The sequence below is a fragment of the Streptomyces sp. 1331.2 genome (assembly GCF_900199205.1).
Lineage (GTDB): Bacteria > Actinomycetota > Actinomycetes > Streptomycetales > Streptomycetaceae > Kitasatospora.
This window is the reverse complement of the sequence record NZ_OBMJ01000001.1, coordinates 3524429-3539810: the sequence shown is the minus strand read 5'-3', so window position 1 is coordinate 3539810 and position 15382 is coordinate 3524429. Positions and strand designations below refer to the sequence as shown.

At 75.2% G+C, this 15382-nt stretch carries 17 protein-coding genes; 7 read left to right on the top strand and 10 right to left on the bottom strand.

Going from position 1 to position 15382, the window contains the following annotated elements; translation table 11 throughout:
* The first annotated feature begins 49 nt into the window (after positions 1 to 49).
* From pstA to CRP52_RS14920, 4 genes are read left to right on the top strand one after another with little or no spacing between them, the layout of a single operon-like run.
* Positions 50 to 1303, top strand: a complete 1254-nt coding sequence (gene pstA / locus CRP52_RS14935) for a phosphate ABC transporter permease PstA (protein ID WP_097236848.1) — start codon at positions 50 to 52, stop codon at positions 1301 to 1303.
* Positions 1304 to 1341: 38 nt separating this feature from the next.
* Positions 1342 to 3162, top strand: coding sequence for a phosphate ABC transporter substrate-binding protein PstS (locus CRP52_RS14930; protein ID WP_257032495.1), 1821 nt, complete (start codon positions 1342 to 1344; stop codon positions 3160 to 3162).
* 38 nt (positions 3163 to 3200) lie between these two features.
* Positions 3201 to 4094, top strand: coding sequence for a class E sortase (locus tag CRP52_RS14925; protein WP_257032494.1), 894 nt, complete (start codon positions 3201 to 3203; stop codon positions 4092 to 4094).
* A 23-nt stretch (positions 4095 to 4117) separates the two neighbouring features.
* Entirely contained in the window at positions 4118 to 5032 is a 915-nt protein-coding gene (locus CRP52_RS14920) for a phosphate ABC transporter ATP-binding protein (RefSeq protein ID WP_097236845.1), read from the top strand.
* Between the two features lie 19 nt (positions 5033 to 5051).
* Here the strand turns inward: CRP52_RS14920 and CRP52_RS14915 are convergent, their stop codons facing one another.
* Complete coding sequence (locus tag CRP52_RS14915; protein WP_097236844.1) at positions 5052 to 5897, bottom strand: HAD family hydrolase; 846 nt, start codon at positions 5895 to 5897, stop codon at positions 5052 to 5054.
* 146 nt (positions 5898 to 6043) lie between these two features.
* Here CRP52_RS14915 and CRP52_RS14910 point away from each other — a divergent pair, with 146 nt between their 5' ends.
* Positions 6044 to 6241 carry a hypothetical protein gene (locus CRP52_RS14910; protein WP_097236843.1) on the top strand — a complete coding sequence of 66 codons (198 nt, stop codon included), beginning with the start codon at positions 6044 to 6046 and terminating at the stop codon, positions 6239 to 6241.
* Positions 6242 to 6246: 5 nt separating this feature from the next.
* On the opposite strand, the gene CRP52_RS14905 is transcribed toward CRP52_RS14910, so the two are convergent.
* Both CRP52_RS14905 and CRP52_RS14900 read right to left on the bottom strand, forming a co-directional pair.
* Positions 6247 to 6501, bottom strand: a complete 255-nt coding sequence (locus tag CRP52_RS14905) for a response regulator transcription factor (protein WP_097236842.1) — start codon at positions 6499 to 6501, stop codon at positions 6247 to 6249.
* Positions 6502 to 6570: 69 nt separating this feature from the next.
* Positions 6571 to 6804, bottom strand: coding sequence for a hypothetical protein (locus tag CRP52_RS14900; protein ID WP_143685746.1), 234 nt, complete (start codon positions 6802 to 6804; stop codon positions 6571 to 6573).
* A gap of 301 nt (positions 6805 to 7105) precedes the next feature.
* On the opposite strand from CRP52_RS14900, the gene CRP52_RS14895 reads away from it, so the two are divergent.
* Positions 7106 to 8164 carry a helix-turn-helix transcriptional regulator gene (locus tag CRP52_RS14895; RefSeq protein WP_257032493.1) on the top strand — a complete coding sequence of 353 codons (1059 nt, stop codon included), beginning with the start codon at positions 7106 to 7108 and terminating at the stop codon, positions 8162 to 8164.
* Positions 8165 to 8300: 136 nt separating this feature from the next.
* Positions 8301 to 8768, top strand: a complete 468-nt coding sequence (locus CRP52_RS14890) for a hypothetical protein (RefSeq protein ID WP_097236840.1) — start codon at positions 8301 to 8303, stop codon at positions 8766 to 8768.
* Here the strand turns inward: CRP52_RS14890 and CRP52_RS14885 are convergent.
* The 7 genes from CRP52_RS14885 to CRP52_RS39550 all read right to left on the bottom strand — a co-directional run bounded on the left by CRP52_RS14885 (position 8710) and on the right by CRP52_RS39550 (position 15364).
* Positions 8710 to 9810 (bottom strand): GNAT family N-acetyltransferase, encoded by a 1101-nt coding sequence (locus CRP52_RS14885; protein WP_101948202.1) that lies wholly within the window; start codon positions 9808 to 9810, stop codon positions 8710 to 8712. The genes CRP52_RS14890 and CRP52_RS14885 overlap by 59 nt on opposite strands.
* Positions 9811 to 9856: 46 nt before the next feature.
* Entirely contained in the window at positions 9857 to 11074 is a 1218-nt protein-coding gene (locus tag CRP52_RS14880; protein ID WP_097236838.1) for an insulinase family protein, read from the bottom strand.
* Positions 11071 to 12255 carry an insulinase family protein gene (locus CRP52_RS14875; protein ID WP_097236837.1) on the bottom strand — a complete coding sequence of 395 codons (1185 nt, stop codon included), beginning with the start codon at positions 12253 to 12255 and terminating at the stop codon, positions 11071 to 11073. Before CRP52_RS14875 ends, CRP52_RS14880 begins: the two co-directional genes overlap by 4 nt.
* Entirely contained in the window at positions 12252 to 13520 is a 1269-nt protein-coding gene (locus CRP52_RS14870; RefSeq protein ID WP_101948199.1) for an MFS transporter, read from the bottom strand. The genes CRP52_RS14875 and CRP52_RS14870 overlap by 4 nt, the downstream gene beginning before the upstream one ends.
* Complete coding sequence (locus CRP52_RS36975; protein ID WP_101948197.1) at positions 13513 to 14301, bottom strand: hypothetical protein; 789 nt, start codon at positions 14299 to 14301, stop codon at positions 13513 to 13515. The genes CRP52_RS14870 and CRP52_RS36975 overlap by 8 nt, the downstream gene beginning before the upstream one ends.
* A 15-nt stretch (positions 14302 to 14316) precedes the next feature.
* Positions 14317 to 15069, bottom strand: a complete 753-nt coding sequence (locus tag CRP52_RS14865; protein ID WP_097236835.1) for a hypothetical protein — start codon at positions 15067 to 15069, stop codon at positions 14317 to 14319.
* Positions 15070 to 15232: 163 nt separating this feature from the next.
* Positions 15233 to 15364: a hypothetical protein gene (locus tag CRP52_RS39550; RefSeq protein ID WP_257032492.1), complete on the bottom strand. Its 132-nt coding sequence runs from the start codon at positions 15362 to 15364 to the stop codon at positions 15233 to 15235.
* Positions 15365 to 15382 lie beyond the last annotated feature (18 nt).

The following is a 15382-nucleotide window of genomic DNA, read 5'->3' as shown; positions in this document are numbered from 1 at the left end:
AATCGCCGCGTCAGGCGGTCCGATTCACGAATCGCGAAAGGGTCGCCCGATGACCACGCTCGACCTGCCGCCGGTCGCGGAGTCCGGGGCCGCCGACCAGCCCGCATCCGGCGCCACTGCCGCGTCCGTTGCTGCCGCCGCCGGTGCCCCGCGCCCCGAGCAGAAGCTCCGGATCGGCGGCATCACCCGCGACGACGTCCTCACCGTGGCGGGCTCCCTGGCCGGCTCGCTCGCACTGGACTGGGTGCTGTACGAGCGGGTGCTCCCGTTCAGCGGCGCCCTCGGCTTCCTGCTCTGCTGGTACCCGCTCTTCCTGGGCGGCTACTACGCGCTCGGCCGGCTCCAGTGGACCCCGATGATGGTGCGGGACCGGCTGATCGCCGTGGTCGCCTGGAGCGCCGGGCTGCTGGTGGTCGCACTGACCGTCGACCAGATCGGCTACGTCGCCGGTCGGGGCTGGGAAGCGGCCCAGCACCTCAATTTCTTCACCGAGGCGATGGAGCACACCGGCCCGCTCGACCCGCTCACCTCCGGCGGCGCGCTCAACGCCGCCGTCGGCTCGCTCGAACAGCTGGGCCTGGCCACGCTGTTCGCCGTCCCGCTGGGCATCGCGGCGGCCGTCTTCATGTCCGAGGTCGGCGGCCGGATGGCCCGCCCGGTGCGCACCCTGGTCGAGGCGATGACGGCGCTGCCGTCCATCGTGGCCGGCCTGTTCGTCTTCGGCATCGTGATCATCACCTTCGGCTTCGAGAAGAGCGGCTTCGCGGCCTCGCTCGCGCTCACCGTGATGATGATGCCGATCGTCACCCGGGCCGCCGAGGTGGTCATCCGGCTGGTGCCCGGCACCCTGCGGGAGGCCTCGTACGCCCTGGGCGGCAGCCAGTGGCGCACGGTGTGGAACGTGGTGCTGCCGACCGCCCGGCCCGGCCTGATGACCGCGGTGGTGCTCGGCATGGCGCGCGGCGTCGGCGAGACCTCGCCGGTGCTGCTCACCGCCGGCTTCACCCCGCAGTTCAACGGCAACCCCTTCGACGGGCACCAGGTGTCGCTGCCGCTGTACATCTGGAACTACGTCAAGCAGCCGTACGAGGGCATGATCGCGCGCGGCTTCGCGGCCGGCCTGACCCTGATGGGCGTCGTGCTGGTCCTCTTCGTCACCGCCCGGCTGCTCGGCGGCCGCCGGCCCGGGCAGCTGACCCGGGCGCAGAAGCGCCGGATCGACCGGGACGCCCGCCGCCTGGAGGCGGCCGCCGTCGACGCGGCCACCCGCCCGTACGTCCTCCGACCGCGGGCCCAGCACTGATGTCCCGCTCAACCACCCTCCGTACCAGAGGAGTTCCCATGTTCCGGGAGGCCGCAAGGCGCTCCATGGCCCGGCTGCTGGCAGGGGCGCTGTCCCTCTCGCTCGCCACGGCCTCCCTGCTGCTCGGGCAGGCCCCGGCCCAGGCGGCCTCCGTGTCGCTGAGCGCGGACGGCTCCAGCTGGGCCGGCCCGGCCATCGACCAGTGGCGGCAGGACGTGTCCCCGCAGGGCATCCAGATCAGCTTCAACCCGGTCGGCTCGGCGGCCGGCCGCACCCAGTGGTCCAACGGGCAGGACGACTTCACCGCCTCCGACGTGCCGTTCCGGTCCACGCCGGACACCGGCCTCGGCCAGAACGGCCACGCGAGCGGCGGTGGCGACCGGGAGAACCCGGTCTACGGCTTCTCCTACGTCCCGATCACCGCGGGCGGCACCACCTTCATGTACAACCTGGTCGTCGGCGGCAAGCAGGTCCGCGACCTGCGGCTCTCCCCGCAGACCATCGTGGACATCTTCACCGGCAAGATCACCAACTGGAACGACCCGAAGGTCACCGCCGACTACGGCAGGGCCCTGCCCAATCTGCAGATCACCCCGGTCGTCCGCTCCGACGGCTCCGGCGCCACCGCGCAGTTCACCCGCTGGATGGAGCACACCCACAAGGACCAGTGGGACGCCTACTGCACCTCGGTCAACGGCGTGAGCTGCGGCGACTACACCGAGTTCTTCCCGCCGTCCGGCCGGATGGTCGCCCAGAACGGCTCCGACGTCGTCGCCGGGTACATCAAGTCCCCGGGCAACCTGGGCACCATCGGCTACGACGAGTACGCCTTCGCCAAGCGCAGCAACTGGCCGGTCGTGAAGGTGCTCAACCAGGCCGGCTACTACGCGCTGCCGACCGCCTCCAACGTCGCCGTCGCGCTCACCGCCGCCCGGATCCGCGGCGTGGACGACAGCACCCCGCCCGACGACCCCAACTACCTGCAGCAGAACCTCGACGGCGTCTACACCATGAACGACCCGCGCGCCTACCCGATCTCCAGCTACAGCTACCTGATCGTGCCGCGCGCCGGCGCCGCCCAGCCCCCGCCGCCGCGCTTCAACAACGACAAGGGCTCCGCACTCAGCCGCTTCCTCTCCTACGTGCTGTGCGAGGGCCAGGGCAAGGCCGACGACCTCGGGTACTCGCCGATCCCGCGCGGCCTGGTCAAGGGCGGCCTGCTGCAGACCAGGAACATCCCCGGCAACGCCAGCCCGGTCAACCCGGACACCCTCTCCAACTGCGCCAACCCGACCTTCAACCCGGCCGGCGAACTGACCGTCCTCAAGAACGCCCCGATGCCCAGCGAGTGCGACAAGCAGGGCGCGCCGCTCAACTGCGTCGTCCAGGGCGGCAAGGCCACCCAGGCCGGTTCGGGCGGCTCTGGCACCGGCAATGGCGCCGGCTCCGGCGGCGCGGGCGGTGGCGGAGGTACGGCGGGCAGCAGCGGCAGCGCCGGGGGCAGTGGCTCCGGCGGCAACGGATCCTCGACCGGCGGCGCCGGTACGGGCGGCGCCGCGGGCGCAGCGGGCGGCGACCCGAACGCCACCGGCGGTGCGGCCGCCGGCGACCCGAACGCGCCCGGCGGCGCCGGGGACGGCACCGAGGAGGTCATCGACCCGCAGACCGGCCAGGTCGTCGCCCGCGGCCGCGGCGGCGCCACCGAGGTCGCGGCCACCGTGGTCGAGGTCAGCGGCAAACCCGAGGACTGGACGCTGGCCACCCTCACCGCGGTGGAACTGCTCGCCGTGGTGCTCGTCCCCCCGCTGCTCGGCCGGCGCCTGCTGCGCCGCCGCAACGGCTCGGGCGGCGCCTCGTGAGCGCCCCGGTGCTGGCGAAGCCGACGCCACAGTCGGCCGTGCAGCTTCCGCAGGCCGCTGCACAGCAGGTCGCTGCCGTCGAGGGCGCTGCCGAGGCCCCGGCCCGTGCCGCCGTTCCGGCCGGGCGGCGGCGGTTCCTCCAGGGCGCCTGGGCGGCCAGCCTGGCCGCCGCCCTCGTCCTGGGCTTCGTCGGCTACCTGTTCACGCTCTCGCACGTCCAGCAGCGGCACTACCAGTCGGCCGCGTACAAGACCTTCCGCGACCAGCTGGCCCGGGCCGTCGCCCCGACCGGCGCGGCCGCCGACGGCGACCCGGTCGCCCTGCTGGACATCCCGGCCATCGGCCTGCACCAGGCCGTGGTCGTCGAGGGCACCACCGGCCGGGACCTGATGCGCGGCCCCGGCCACCGCCGGGACACCGCGCTGCCCGGCCAGGGCGGCGTCGCCGTGGTCTTCGGCCGCGGCGCCACCTTCGGCGCCCCGTTCGCCGAGCTCTCCCGGCTGCGGGTCGGCGACCGGATCGAAGCCACCACCGGGCAGGGCAGGTTCACCTACACCGTCAACGCGTACGGCGACGGCGACCACCCGATCAGCGACCCGGCCCGCAACCGGCTGGTCCTGGTCACCGGCGACTCCGACTGGATCCCCGGCAGCACCGTGCTGATCGGCGCCCGGCTGGAGGGCGACCCCCAGCAGAACCCCGGCGGCCGGCCCGCGACCGTCCCGTACGACAAGGCGCTGGCCGCCGACAAGGGCGCGCTGGCCACGCTGCAGCTGTGGTCGCTCGCCCTGCTCGGCGCGGTGCTCGGCGCGCTGCTGCTGTCCCGCCACTGGCGGCGCTCGGCCGCGTACCTGAGCCTCGCGCCGGTGGTCGGCGCGCTGCTCTGGGCGGTCTACGAGAACGCCGCCGCCCTGCTGCCCAACCTCTACTGACGCGCGCCCGGAGGACCGTACCGATGACCGACGCACCACAGACCGACCTGGCCGACCCGGCCGCCGACACCCTCACCCTGCCCCCGGTCGCCCCGACCGCCTCCGAGCCCGGTGGACCCCAGCCGGGTGGGCCGCAGCCCGACGCGCACCCCGACGGCGGGCCGCTGGCCGGGCTGGAGACCCGCGACGTCTCCGCCTGGTTCGGCAGCCGCAAGGTGCTGGAACGGGTCTCGCTGGCGATGCCGGCCGGCGAGGTCACCGCACTGATCGGCCCGTCCGGCTGCGGCAAGTCCACCTACCTGCGGGTCCTCAACCGGATGCACGAGATGGTGCGCGGCGCCGCCCTCGCCGGCGAGGTGCTGCTGGACGGGGACGACGTCTACCGGCCCGGGCGGCGCCCCGCCGAGGTGCGGCGCCGGATCGGCATGGTGTTCCAGCGGCCCAACCCCTTCCCGACGATGTCCATCCAGGACAACGTCTCCAGCGGGCTCAAGCTGGCCGGGATCAAGGTCTCCAAGGAGGAGCGCCGGCACCTGGTGGAGACCAGCCTGCGCCGGGCCGGCCTCTGGGACGAGGTGTCCACCCGGCTGCACACCCCGGGCGGCGCGCTCTCCGGCGGCCAGCAGCAACGCCTGTGCATCGCACGGTCGTTGGCCGTCTCGCCGGACATCCTGCTGATGGACGAACCCTGCTCCGCGCTCGACCCGACCTCCACCCGGCGGGTCGAGGAGACCATCGCCGAACTGCGCGGGCGGCTCACCATCGTGATCGTCACCCACAACATGCAGCAGGCCCAGCGGGTCTCGCAGAGCTGCGCGTTCTTCCTGGCCACCCACGACACCCCGGGCCGGATCGTCGAGGCCGGGCCGACCGGGCAGATCTTCGGCAGCCCGCACGACCAGCGGACCTCCGACTACGTCAACGGCCGCTTCGGCTAGGGAGCTTGGGTCTCCCCGGTCACGCCAGGCCGAGCAGGTCCTCCACCACCGCCGCGACGCCGTCCTGCTCGTTGCTCACCGTGTGCAGCGACACCGCCGCCAGCACCTGCGGGTGCGCGTTGGCGACGGCGTACGCGGTGCCGGCCCAGGCCAGCATCTCCAGGTCGTTCGGCATGTCGCCGAAGGCCACCACCTCGCTGCGGTCGATCCCGTGCCCGGCGCACCAGCGGGCCAGCGTGCTGGCCTTGGTGACGCCGGGCGCGCTGATCTCCAGCAGCGGGATCGGCGCCGAGCGGGTGATCTCGGCCAGGTGCCCGGCCGCCTCCCGGGCCTCGACGAGGAACTTGTCCGGGTCCAGGTCCGGGTGCTTGGCCAGCAGCTTGAACAGGCCCCGCACCGGCCCGCCGGCCCCCAGCAGCTCCTCCGCCGAGCCGACCGCGTGCTCCAGGTCGTCGCCCCACATCGGCACCGCGTAGCCGGTCTCGCGGGCCCAGCCGTCCGGGTACTCGAAGGCGAACGCGGTGCCGGGCAGCTTGGCCCGCAGCGCCTCGACCACCGCCAGGGTGGTCTCCGCCGGCAGCGGGAAGGACTCCAGCAGCTCGCCGCGCCGCACGTCCACCACCGCGCCGCCGTTCGAGCAGATCGCCACCCCGTGACCGCCGATGTGCGGGCTCACCTGCTGCATCCACCGCGGCGGCCGCCCGGTCACGAACACCACCTGCACCCCGGCCGCCTCGGCCGCCGCCAGGGCCGCGGCGGTGCGGTCGGTCACGGTGCCGCCGGAGCAGAGCAGGGTGCCGTCCAGGTCGGTGGCGATCAGGCGGGGAGCGGTACGGGGTTCGGTCACCGGTCCATCTTCGCCCATCGCCGCCCCCGGGTCACCGGTCGGTCGTCCGGGGCTCGATCCGGCCCTTCCTGCACCCATTCCGGCCGATCGACCCCCGCCCCGGGTGTCCGGCCCCACCCCGCCGGGCAGGAATTCCCACGGCAACCCCGTCGGCAGGAAGAGCCATGCCCACACGCCAGCTCCGCGACCAGCCGCCCGCGACCACCCACCCCGACCCCCAGGCCCCGGCCGCCCCCGACACCTCCCGCGACCCGGTGCTGCTCGGCGACGTCCTCTTCCACACCCTCGCCGACCTCGCCCGCCGCACCGACCCCCCGACCCTCCCCGCCCTCCCCACCCAACGCACCCGCCCCCACCCGTGACGCCCCTACGCCGGCCTGTGGCCGGAAGCGGTGGTGGGCGGAGTGGGGCGGTAGCCCAGTTGGGCGGCGAGGACGGCGAGTTGGGTGCGGTTGGCGGTGCCGGTCTTGGTGCGCAGGTGCCGCAGGTAGGTGTCGACGGTGTGCTGGCTTATGCCCAGTCGGCGGGCGATGCCCCGGTAGGTCTCACCTCCCGACAGGAGGACCAGTACCTGCTGTTCCCTCGGGGTGAAGGCGTGTGGCGCCTCGGTGGTGCGGGCCATGAGCGGACTCCTGGGGTCGGGTAGGACCGGGTCGGGTCGTGCGGACGTGGCGGGCGGGGCCGGGCCGGGTCAGCCGCCCCAGGAAGTGTCCTTGCGGTGAGGGCGCTCGGGGCGGTGCCGGCCGTCCTGGCCGTCGGGAGCGGGCTCGGCGGCGACGGTGGTGGCGGTCCCTGCCGCGGCCGCCCGGTTGACGGTGGATCCCGCGTCCGGAGCCGGCGCGGCCGCGGCAGCGGGGGCGGCCGGGCAGAGGAGGAGCAGCCCGGCGGCCACTGCGAGTCGGACGGGAAGGGACGGTCGCGCCATGGTGGTTCTCCTGTTCTCTCCCGGACCTGTCGTCCGGGGGTCGCCGGCTGTGGACGAACAACAGCCTGCCCCCGGCCCGGCCCCGTACGGCGCCACGCTCCCCGTCAGCAAACCCCCTGACAGCAAGAAGCCAGGCCGCATAAGGGGCGCTTCGTGACAGAGGAGGCACCGCCGCGCGCGGCCTGCCCCACGGGCACCGCCCGGCGCGCCTCCGTGCCGCGCGCCCCCCGGTGCCGCAGGCTGATCGACTGAACCGGACGGCTCTCCAAGGGGCCTGACAGATCGGTGGGGGGCAAGGCCATTGGGACCGAACGAGACGCTGGACGACGTCCAGGAACTGCAGGACTCCGACATAGCCGTCTACGGCTGGGTCCTGGAGCACGAGACCGCCGACACGGCCGCCATCGCCGCGGCCACCGGGGTCAGCCGGGAGGCCGTCGTCGCCGGCATCGGCCGCCTGCTGCGCGTCCGGCTGCTCCAGGGCAGCCCGGACGGCCCGTACGGGATCACCGCGGTGCCGCCCGACACCGCCGCGGCCCAGCTCAGCGCCCCCGTGGAGGCGCGGATCCGCGACTGCCGACGGCAATTGGACGTCATCGAACGGGAGTTGAACCGCTTCACACCGTCCTACGACCGGCACCGCTCCCGGTTCGGGGCGGTGGAAGTCCTGGCCAACGTCCACCTCGTGCGCAGCGCCCTCAACCGGGCGTCGGAGCGCTGCCGCCAGGAGGTCCTGACCAGCCAGCCGGGCGGCGGCTCCCGGGCCCCCGAGGCGATGGAGGAGGCCCTGGGCCGCGACCGGGCGATGCTGGAACGCGGCATCCGGCTCCGCACCCTCTACCACCACACCGCCCGCTTCAACGGGCCCAGCCAGGCGTACGTCGCCGCGGCCTCCGCCCTGGGCGGGGAGTACCGCACGGCGCACGAGCTGTTCGGCCGGCTGATCGTCTTCGACCGCGAGATCGCGTTCATCCCGGCCCAGGACGACAGTTGGGGGGCGGTGGTGATCCGCGAGCCGTCCACCGTGGCCTACTTGTGCGAGATCTTCGAGCAGACCTGGGACCGGGCCACGCCGTTCACCACCGCGGCCGGCCGCCAACTCGAAGAGGTCTCGCGGGAGATCGACGAGACGATCGTCCGGCTGCTCGCCGCCGGCCTGAAGGACGAGGCGGTGGCCCGCCGCCTGGGCATGTCGCTGCGCACCGCCCGTCGGCACATCGCCGACATCATGGACGAACTGGGCGCCGGGAGCCGGTTCCAGGCCGGTTTCCGGGCCGCCGCCCGGGGGCCGCTGGACAGGGAGCCGCCGGACGGGGCTCCGTTGGGCGGGACGTCGACCGAGCTGGCCGCCGCTCCCTGAAGACCCCCACCCGACCAGGTCCGGGAACGGATAATCGTGACTGCCCCCGGCCGGCCGGAACAGGAATGCTCGGGGCGGACGCGACGCAGCCCCGGACGGTCCGGGCCGCGCCGACACCACACGCACCGGGGGGCCCATGAACACCGCGCCATCGGCGACCGGCGACATCCCGCCCCACGTGCGGGAACTCGCCGGGTTCCTCGACGTACTGGGCCGCGGTGACGGCCCCGGCATCCTGTGGCCCGAGGAGGAACGCCCGGCCGACGGCCGCCCGGACGCCGTCGCCGCCCTCACGGCGGAGGCCCGCGCGCTCGAACGGCTGACCGGCACACCGGTCACCATCGAGACCCACCGCGCGGACGAGGGGGGAAACCGGCCGATGTCGGCCGGGTCCGCGGGCCGTCTCCTGGTGCGCCACACCGCCGGGGCCGGGTCCTGGACGCTGCTCACCGGAACCGGCAGGGCCGCACAGGACAGCTTCCGCTGCCGCCTGCGGTCCGACGAGGTGCTGTACGTGCCGCCCGGCTGGCGGTGGCACGCCCACCTCACCCCGCATGCACGGCTGACGCTGACCAGGCTCGGTCCGCCCGCAGCCCACCGGTGAGCCGGCGGCCGTCGTCCCGGGCGGCGAACAGCTCCTGACGGTCGAACCGGGCCTGGGTGAGGACGCCGCGCAGCCGGGCGTCCTGGGGCGCCTCGGTGGCGACCAGCAGCTCGACGCCGATGCCGAACGCCCAGCGCGCCAGCAGTTCGACGCCCCGCGTCGCGAGCGCCGCAGCCGGCCCGCCCGGGGCGAGGACGGCCCGCAGCTCGGCGCGACCGGCCCCGGGGGCCCGGTACTCCAGGGTCAGTTCGGCCGCCACCTGGCCCGCGGCGCCCACCACGAGCACGTCGGCGCGCTCGCCGGCCAGCCAGCGGGCCGGTGCCCGGGCGCAGTGCCGGGCGAGGTCGTCCCGGTCCTGCGGCGCGCCCGGTGCGCCGACCGGGGTGTGTCCGTGCAGCGCGGCGAGGGCGGCGACGTCGTCCGGGCCGACCGGGCGCAGGGTGACCATCGTGTCGGTCAGTTCGCCGTTCGGCAGGTCCGGCAGCCGCCGGGGGGTGGGGGCGTCGTCGGTCGGCAGCCGGGACCAGAGTGCGGCGGCGTGCCGCTCGGTGCCGGCTCCCGGCAGGACGGCGCGGAGCTCCCCCTCCCGGCGGAAGCCGGCGGCCAGCGCCACCCGCTGGCTGCGGACGTTCTCGTCCCGGATGAACAGCTCGACCCGGTGGAGGCCCCGGGCGAAGCACAGCTCGGTCAGGGCCCGGGCGAGCGTCGTCGCCACGCCGCGGCCCCGGGCGGCCGGGGCGACCCAGAAGCCCAGTTCGGCGCTGGAGCGGCGGCGGGTGAGGTGGACGACGGCACCGGCCAGCAACTCGTCGCCGTCCGGGTCGGCGACGGCGTAACCGAGCCGGTCGGGGTTCTGCCGGGCCCGGGACGCAGCCGAGGCCAGCAGGGCCCGCATGGTCTCGGCGGTGGCGGCGCCCGGGGTGCCGGACATGAAGCGCACGGTGTCGGGGTCGTTGCCGTTGGCCACGAGGACCGGCACGTCCGAGTCCCGGTAGGGACGCAGACGCAGCCCGCGGGCGTCGAAGGTGCTGGGGAAGTCCACGGTTGCTCCGATTCGTCTTCGTCTTCGGGTTCGGCTTTGGGTTCGGCTAGGAGAGGGGGTGCCGGGCCAGGCACTCGGGGGTGCCGTCGGTGACGCGCCAGAGCGCGATCCGTTGCCCGCCGCACCGGGGCCCAGGGAAGGTGCAGCGGTCGGCCGCGTCGCCCACCCGGCCGAGGGGGGTGGCCAGTTGCCACTGCCGGGCGGCCTCGCGGGCGCTGCGCAGTCGGCTGGTGAGCGCCGCCAGGGAGGTGCGCCAGTCGTCCGCGAGCAGCTGGGCCAGGTGTCGTTCGAGCGGGGCGGCGAGGTCGGCGGCGCGCCACACGACCATGTCGACGCGCTCGGCCCGGCCTTCGACGGTGGTGCGGCCGAGCGGCCGCAGGCCGTCGCCGGCCAGGTGGCCCACGATCGGACCCCGGCCGTCCAGCAGCGCGTCGAGGGCGAGCGACGGGGTGCCGCGCGGGCGCAGCAGGGTCACCGCCACCAGGCCGTCCAGTCCGTGCAGGCCGTCCAGGTCGCCGTGCTCGCGGAGCCCGTCGGGCACGGCGACGGCACCGCCGGAGGCCCGGGACGGCCCGCCGGCCGGCCGGTGGCGGTCGAGGGCCGCCCGCACGCCGTCGGCCGCGTCGGGCGGACCGGCGAGGAAGAGCCGGGCGTTGGCGCCCGAGTACCCCCGCTCGACCACCCCGTGCACGTCCGTCGGGGTGATCCGGCCGACGGACCGCGTGGTGGTGCGGCCGATGGCGTCCAGCCCCGGTTCGTCGGCCGCGGCGGCGGCGAGCACGGGCCCGAGCCGCAGGACGGGCCGGTGGTCCATGCGGCGGGTCTCCAGGAGCACCGCGTTCCGTTCGCCCTCGAAGACGTCCGGGGTGGTGCGGGGGCGGTGCCCGGACGCGATGCCGAGGAGGCGGCGCACCAGCCGTCCCGGGTCGTCCGGGTCGCCCGTGCCACGGAAGGTGGTCCGGTCGATGCCGGTCACCGCGTCCAGGGGGATGCCGCCGAGGTCGTCGGAGCCGTCGGGGCCGTCGGGGCCGTCGGGGCCGTCGGCCGAAGGGTCGGCGAGCACCTGGAGGTGCTCGGCCAGGTGGGCGGTGCCCTCCCGGCCCGCCGGGTCGTCGCGGGAGCCGCAGCCCACCACGAGGGCGGCGCCGATCGAGCGGGCCCACGGCAGGGCCTCCCACTCGACGCGGAGCCCGCCGGCGTCGAAGGACTCGACGGAGTCCGACGCGGGCCCCGGTACCGCCGGGGCCGCTTCCGTACCGTTCACCGGATCTCCTCGTAGGCTGCGGCGAGTTGCCGGCGGTGGTGCTCCTCGAAGGGGCCGACCGCCGCGACCGCTGGGGGCAGCGGGGTGAAGGACAGGCCCGGCAGGACGTCGAGGTCCGCCACCGCCGCCAGCCGCTCCCGGATGCCGCGCTGTCCGAGCGCGTGTCGGCGGAGTTCGTCGGCGGGGCCGTACGGGCCGTCGAGTTCGGCGAGCAGCCCGGCCCGGCACCGCCACCGCGCCGAGCGGGTCTCCTCGGAGCCGGCGCCGTCCGCCAGCCGGCGGAGGGCCGCCGTCAGTACGCGCAGCGCCGCCGCGGCGTGCTGCGGCGCCACCGTGGCGGTGGCGCTGATCGAGGTCAGGCCGTGCTGCCGGGCGCAGGCGGCGGTGAATCCGTAGGCCAGGTGGTGGCGGTGGCGCAGCTCGCGGTGGAGCCGCCCGTCGGTGCCGTTGCCCAGCACCTCCACCAGGAGGTCGAGGACCCCGGGCGGCGGGGCCTGCACGGGCAGGCGGACCGCGACCCGGGCATCGCTGTCGGCACGGACGGCGAGGTCGAGCCCGCCGTGCCACCGGGGTGCGTCGCCGTCGGCGAGCCGCACCGGCCCGGGCGACGGCCGGTGGCCGCCGTCCGGGGCCGTGGTGGCGTCGTACACCTGCGCCCGGGACACCAGCAGGTCGACCGACCGGGCCAGGTCGGCGGGCGTCACGCCGGCCGCGGTGCCACGGGTGGTGGCGCCCCCGGCGCCCCCGGCCCGCTCGTCCCCGACGGACCCCCAGGAAGCCCGTTCCAACTGACGCCTGACCAGGGCCAGCAGGGGCGCACCGTGTCCCGCGTCGGCCGCCGCCAGCCGGGCCCGCAGGCGGGCGAGCAGGTCCTCCCCGGCCGGACCGGCGGGCAGCCGGGTACCGCGCAGGTCGTGGACGACCGAGGCCAGGTCGGCGGGCCGGGGTGACCAGTACGCGAAGGACGAGCTGTGGTCGTCCAGGTGGTGCCGGGTGCGCCAGCCTTCGGCGGCGGCGCGCGCCGCGGCACCGCCGCACCGCGGTTCGTTCAGCACGGCGGCCAGCAGTGCGGCCAGGCCCGCCCGGCCCGGCGGGTCGTCGAGATGCCCCGCCGGAAGGTCCACGATGACCGCACCACCGGGACGGACGGCGGCCGCGGCACGAGCCCGGGCCGTACTCACCGGGCACCTCCCCCGGTCGGCAGCGCCACCCGGCCGGGGGAGCCCGCCGTCCGGGACGGCCCGTCGGCCCGCAGTGCCCGCCAGGCCCACGGGATCGCGGCCGCGGTCGCCAGCACACCGCCACCGGCGACCACCGCGAGCACCGGCAGCCACTGGGTCAGCAGGGCCGCGGCCCCGATGCCGGCGAGCTGCCACGTCGCCTTCCAGGCACGGCGGACGGCGGTGACGCGCCCGCGCAAGTGCCGCGCGGGGCGCTGCTGGCAGTGCAGGGTCGGGCCGATGACGATCAGGTACGCGTGCACGCCCAGCAGCAGTCCGGCGAGGACCACGCACCACACGGCGCCGTCGGCCGCGAGCCAGGCCACCGCCAGGGCCACCGGCGCGGTGCCGAGGACCGCGACCACGAACAGGGTTGCGGCCGGCACCTCGCGGCGGATCCGGGCGAGCACCAGGGTCACCGAGAGGCTGCCCAGGCCGGCGCCGAGCCCGAACAGCCCGGGGGCCTGCTTGAGCGCGGTCGCGCCGAAGTGCATCAGGACGAGTTCGCTCGCTGCGCCGAAGCACAGGTTCCAGGGCGCCTCGGCGGCCACGGTTGCCCGCAGCACCGGGTCGGTGCGGACCGCGGTCAGCCCCTGCCACAGCTGGGTGCGGACCTGCCCGAGCCCGGGTGCGTCCGCGTGGGCGGCGCTGCCGGGGGCCTTGGGCAGCATGCACGCGGCCGCCACCAGGTAGGAGAGCGCGTTGATCCACACGACCACGGTGATCGAGGAGTGCGTCAGCAGCGTGGTGCCGAGCAGCGGTCCGATGGTCACGGACGCTCCGGCCGAGACGTTGAGCAGGGAATTCGCGGCGAGCAGCCGGCCGGCGGGCACCACGTCGGGGAGCATGCCCAGGAATGCGGGGACGCTCAGTGCGGAGAGCACCTGGAGCAGGACGAGGTGCGGGTAGACCCAGCCCAGCCGGTGCGGGTCGATGCCCAGCGCCAGCGACGCGGCCACCGCGAAGGCGGCGAGGTCGACGGCGATCACCAGGCGGCGGCGGTCGAAGCGGTCGGCGAGCACCCCCGCGAAGGGGGCGCAGACGATTTGCGGCACGAAGTTCATTCCGAGGGCGAGGAGCCCGGCGACGGTCGAGCCGGAGACCTGCCGGATCCACAGCGGGAGCGCCAGGTACTGGACGTAGCCGCCCAGCAGGGACAGCGACCGCCCGGTCCAGATCAGCGCGAAGGCGCCGCCCAGCCGCGCGGGGACGGCGGCGCTACCCATCGGCCCGGCCGTCCCGGTCGGCCCGGTCGGCCTCGCGGCCGTCCCGGTCGGCTTCCCGAGCGAGCTGGGACTTGCTGCTGCGGTCCCGGGGCACGCCGAGCCGTACGTCCAACTCCCGTGCCAGCCGGTCGAGTCCGGCCAGCACGGCCGGGAGCGAAGAGTTGACCTCGATCTCGACGCAGTCATAGCGGCGGCGTTCGGCGCGGGGGGTGGTCGGGGCGCCGAACTCGACGTGGTCCAGGCTGCAGCAGACCTCGGTGCCGTCGGTGGTCCGCCCGTACCACTTGTACCTGCGCTGGACGGCTACACCGGCCGGTTGCAGCGCCCCGGTGACCAGGCCGAGCCTCCGCACGTGGGCGACGGGCAGCAGCGAGCCGTCGTGGAGGCGGGCGCCGACCTGCCGGTGCGGTACCCGCTGGCGCAGTTCGAGGCCGTCGCGCCAACCCCGGCGGTGGATCGTCTGCTTGCACACGACGACGCAAGTATCGGACGGGGCGCCACTGTTGACGACGATGCTCAGCGAGTGGCCGGCGCGGGCGAGGCTGCCGGAGGCGTCGTCCAGGTACAGCACCGACTGCAGGTAGTCCTGCGGCTCGGCGGCCGCGGCGACGAGCCCGGCGAACACCGCCGTCCGGGCGAAGGCAGCCGGGTCCGCGGCGGCGGCCGGCGGGAGCTGCCACTTGCACTCGTGCTCCACACCGATGTGGATGTCGTCGCTGTGGATGCCGCCGATGCGGATGTCGTCGTCGCAGGGGGCGGTGGCCGCGGCTGCCGTCTCCATCGGGTGACTCACCTTTCAACAGGTCGGGGGTGCCGTCGGTGGCGGCATGGTGAACACGTCGACGTCGGCGGGGCTGGGCAGCTCCAGGGCGCTCACCACCGCCCGGCGGGCCTCCACCGCGCAGGCGCGCGGCGGCCGGAAGTGCCCGGACTTCAGGTTGGCGGTGACGAAGACCTGCTCCGGCGAGCCCGTCACCACCAGTTCCCCGGCCGCCCTGACCCTGAGCCGGTCGGGGACGAGCATGGGGTGCACGACGCGGGGCTCCCCGACCGGGCGGCCCGGCGCCCAGCCGAACATCACGTCCGCCAGCCGGTGGGGCTGCGGCCACACCCACAGGGCACCCTCGTCGTCGACCGCATAGAGGTAGGAGGCCCCGGTGGTGAGCAGCGCGAGCGCCTGGTCCCGGTCGCGGAGCCGAACGGCGCGCCGGCCCAGGGCCTGCAGGGCGGGCCGGTACCGCGCCTCGAAGAAGCGGCGGTCGAACTCGATCACCGTGGGGTCCACGGACACCGTCCGGTGGCACTGCTGCGGCGGTGCGGGGGCCGCGGCCGCGTCGAAGCGGCGCTGGATGGCGGGCAGCAGCTCGGCTATCCGGCTCCGCACGGGGGCGCAGCCGAGGTCCCGGGCGAGCAGGGTCCGCATCGAGACCAGTTCCTCGTACAGCAGGAAGGTGATGGCCTGCGAGTCGGGCCCGTAGCGGGCCGAGGCGGTCTCGCGCACCCGGGCGAAGCGCTCCACCACCGGATGGGGGTCCGACCGGACCGGCATCGTTCGCACCTCTCTCTGATCGCCTGTCACCTGACGCCCGGTGCCGATCACTTGGCGCCGTTCACTTGGTGCCGATCGCTTGGCTCCGGTCGCCCGGCCTTCGTGGCTCGGCCGGGAGCCCGGAGGCGGCGCGACACGGGCCGCGCCGCCCCCGGAGCCGCGATCACATGTAGTCGGAGAAGGTGGCCTGGGTCATCGACAGGGCCTCGGTCCCGTACTCGGTGGCGTCGAGCTCCACCAGGTCCTGCACGATCGCGTCGACGCGCAGCAGCTCGTTGTTGGTGATCTCGCTCATGGCGTTCTCCCTCGGTCT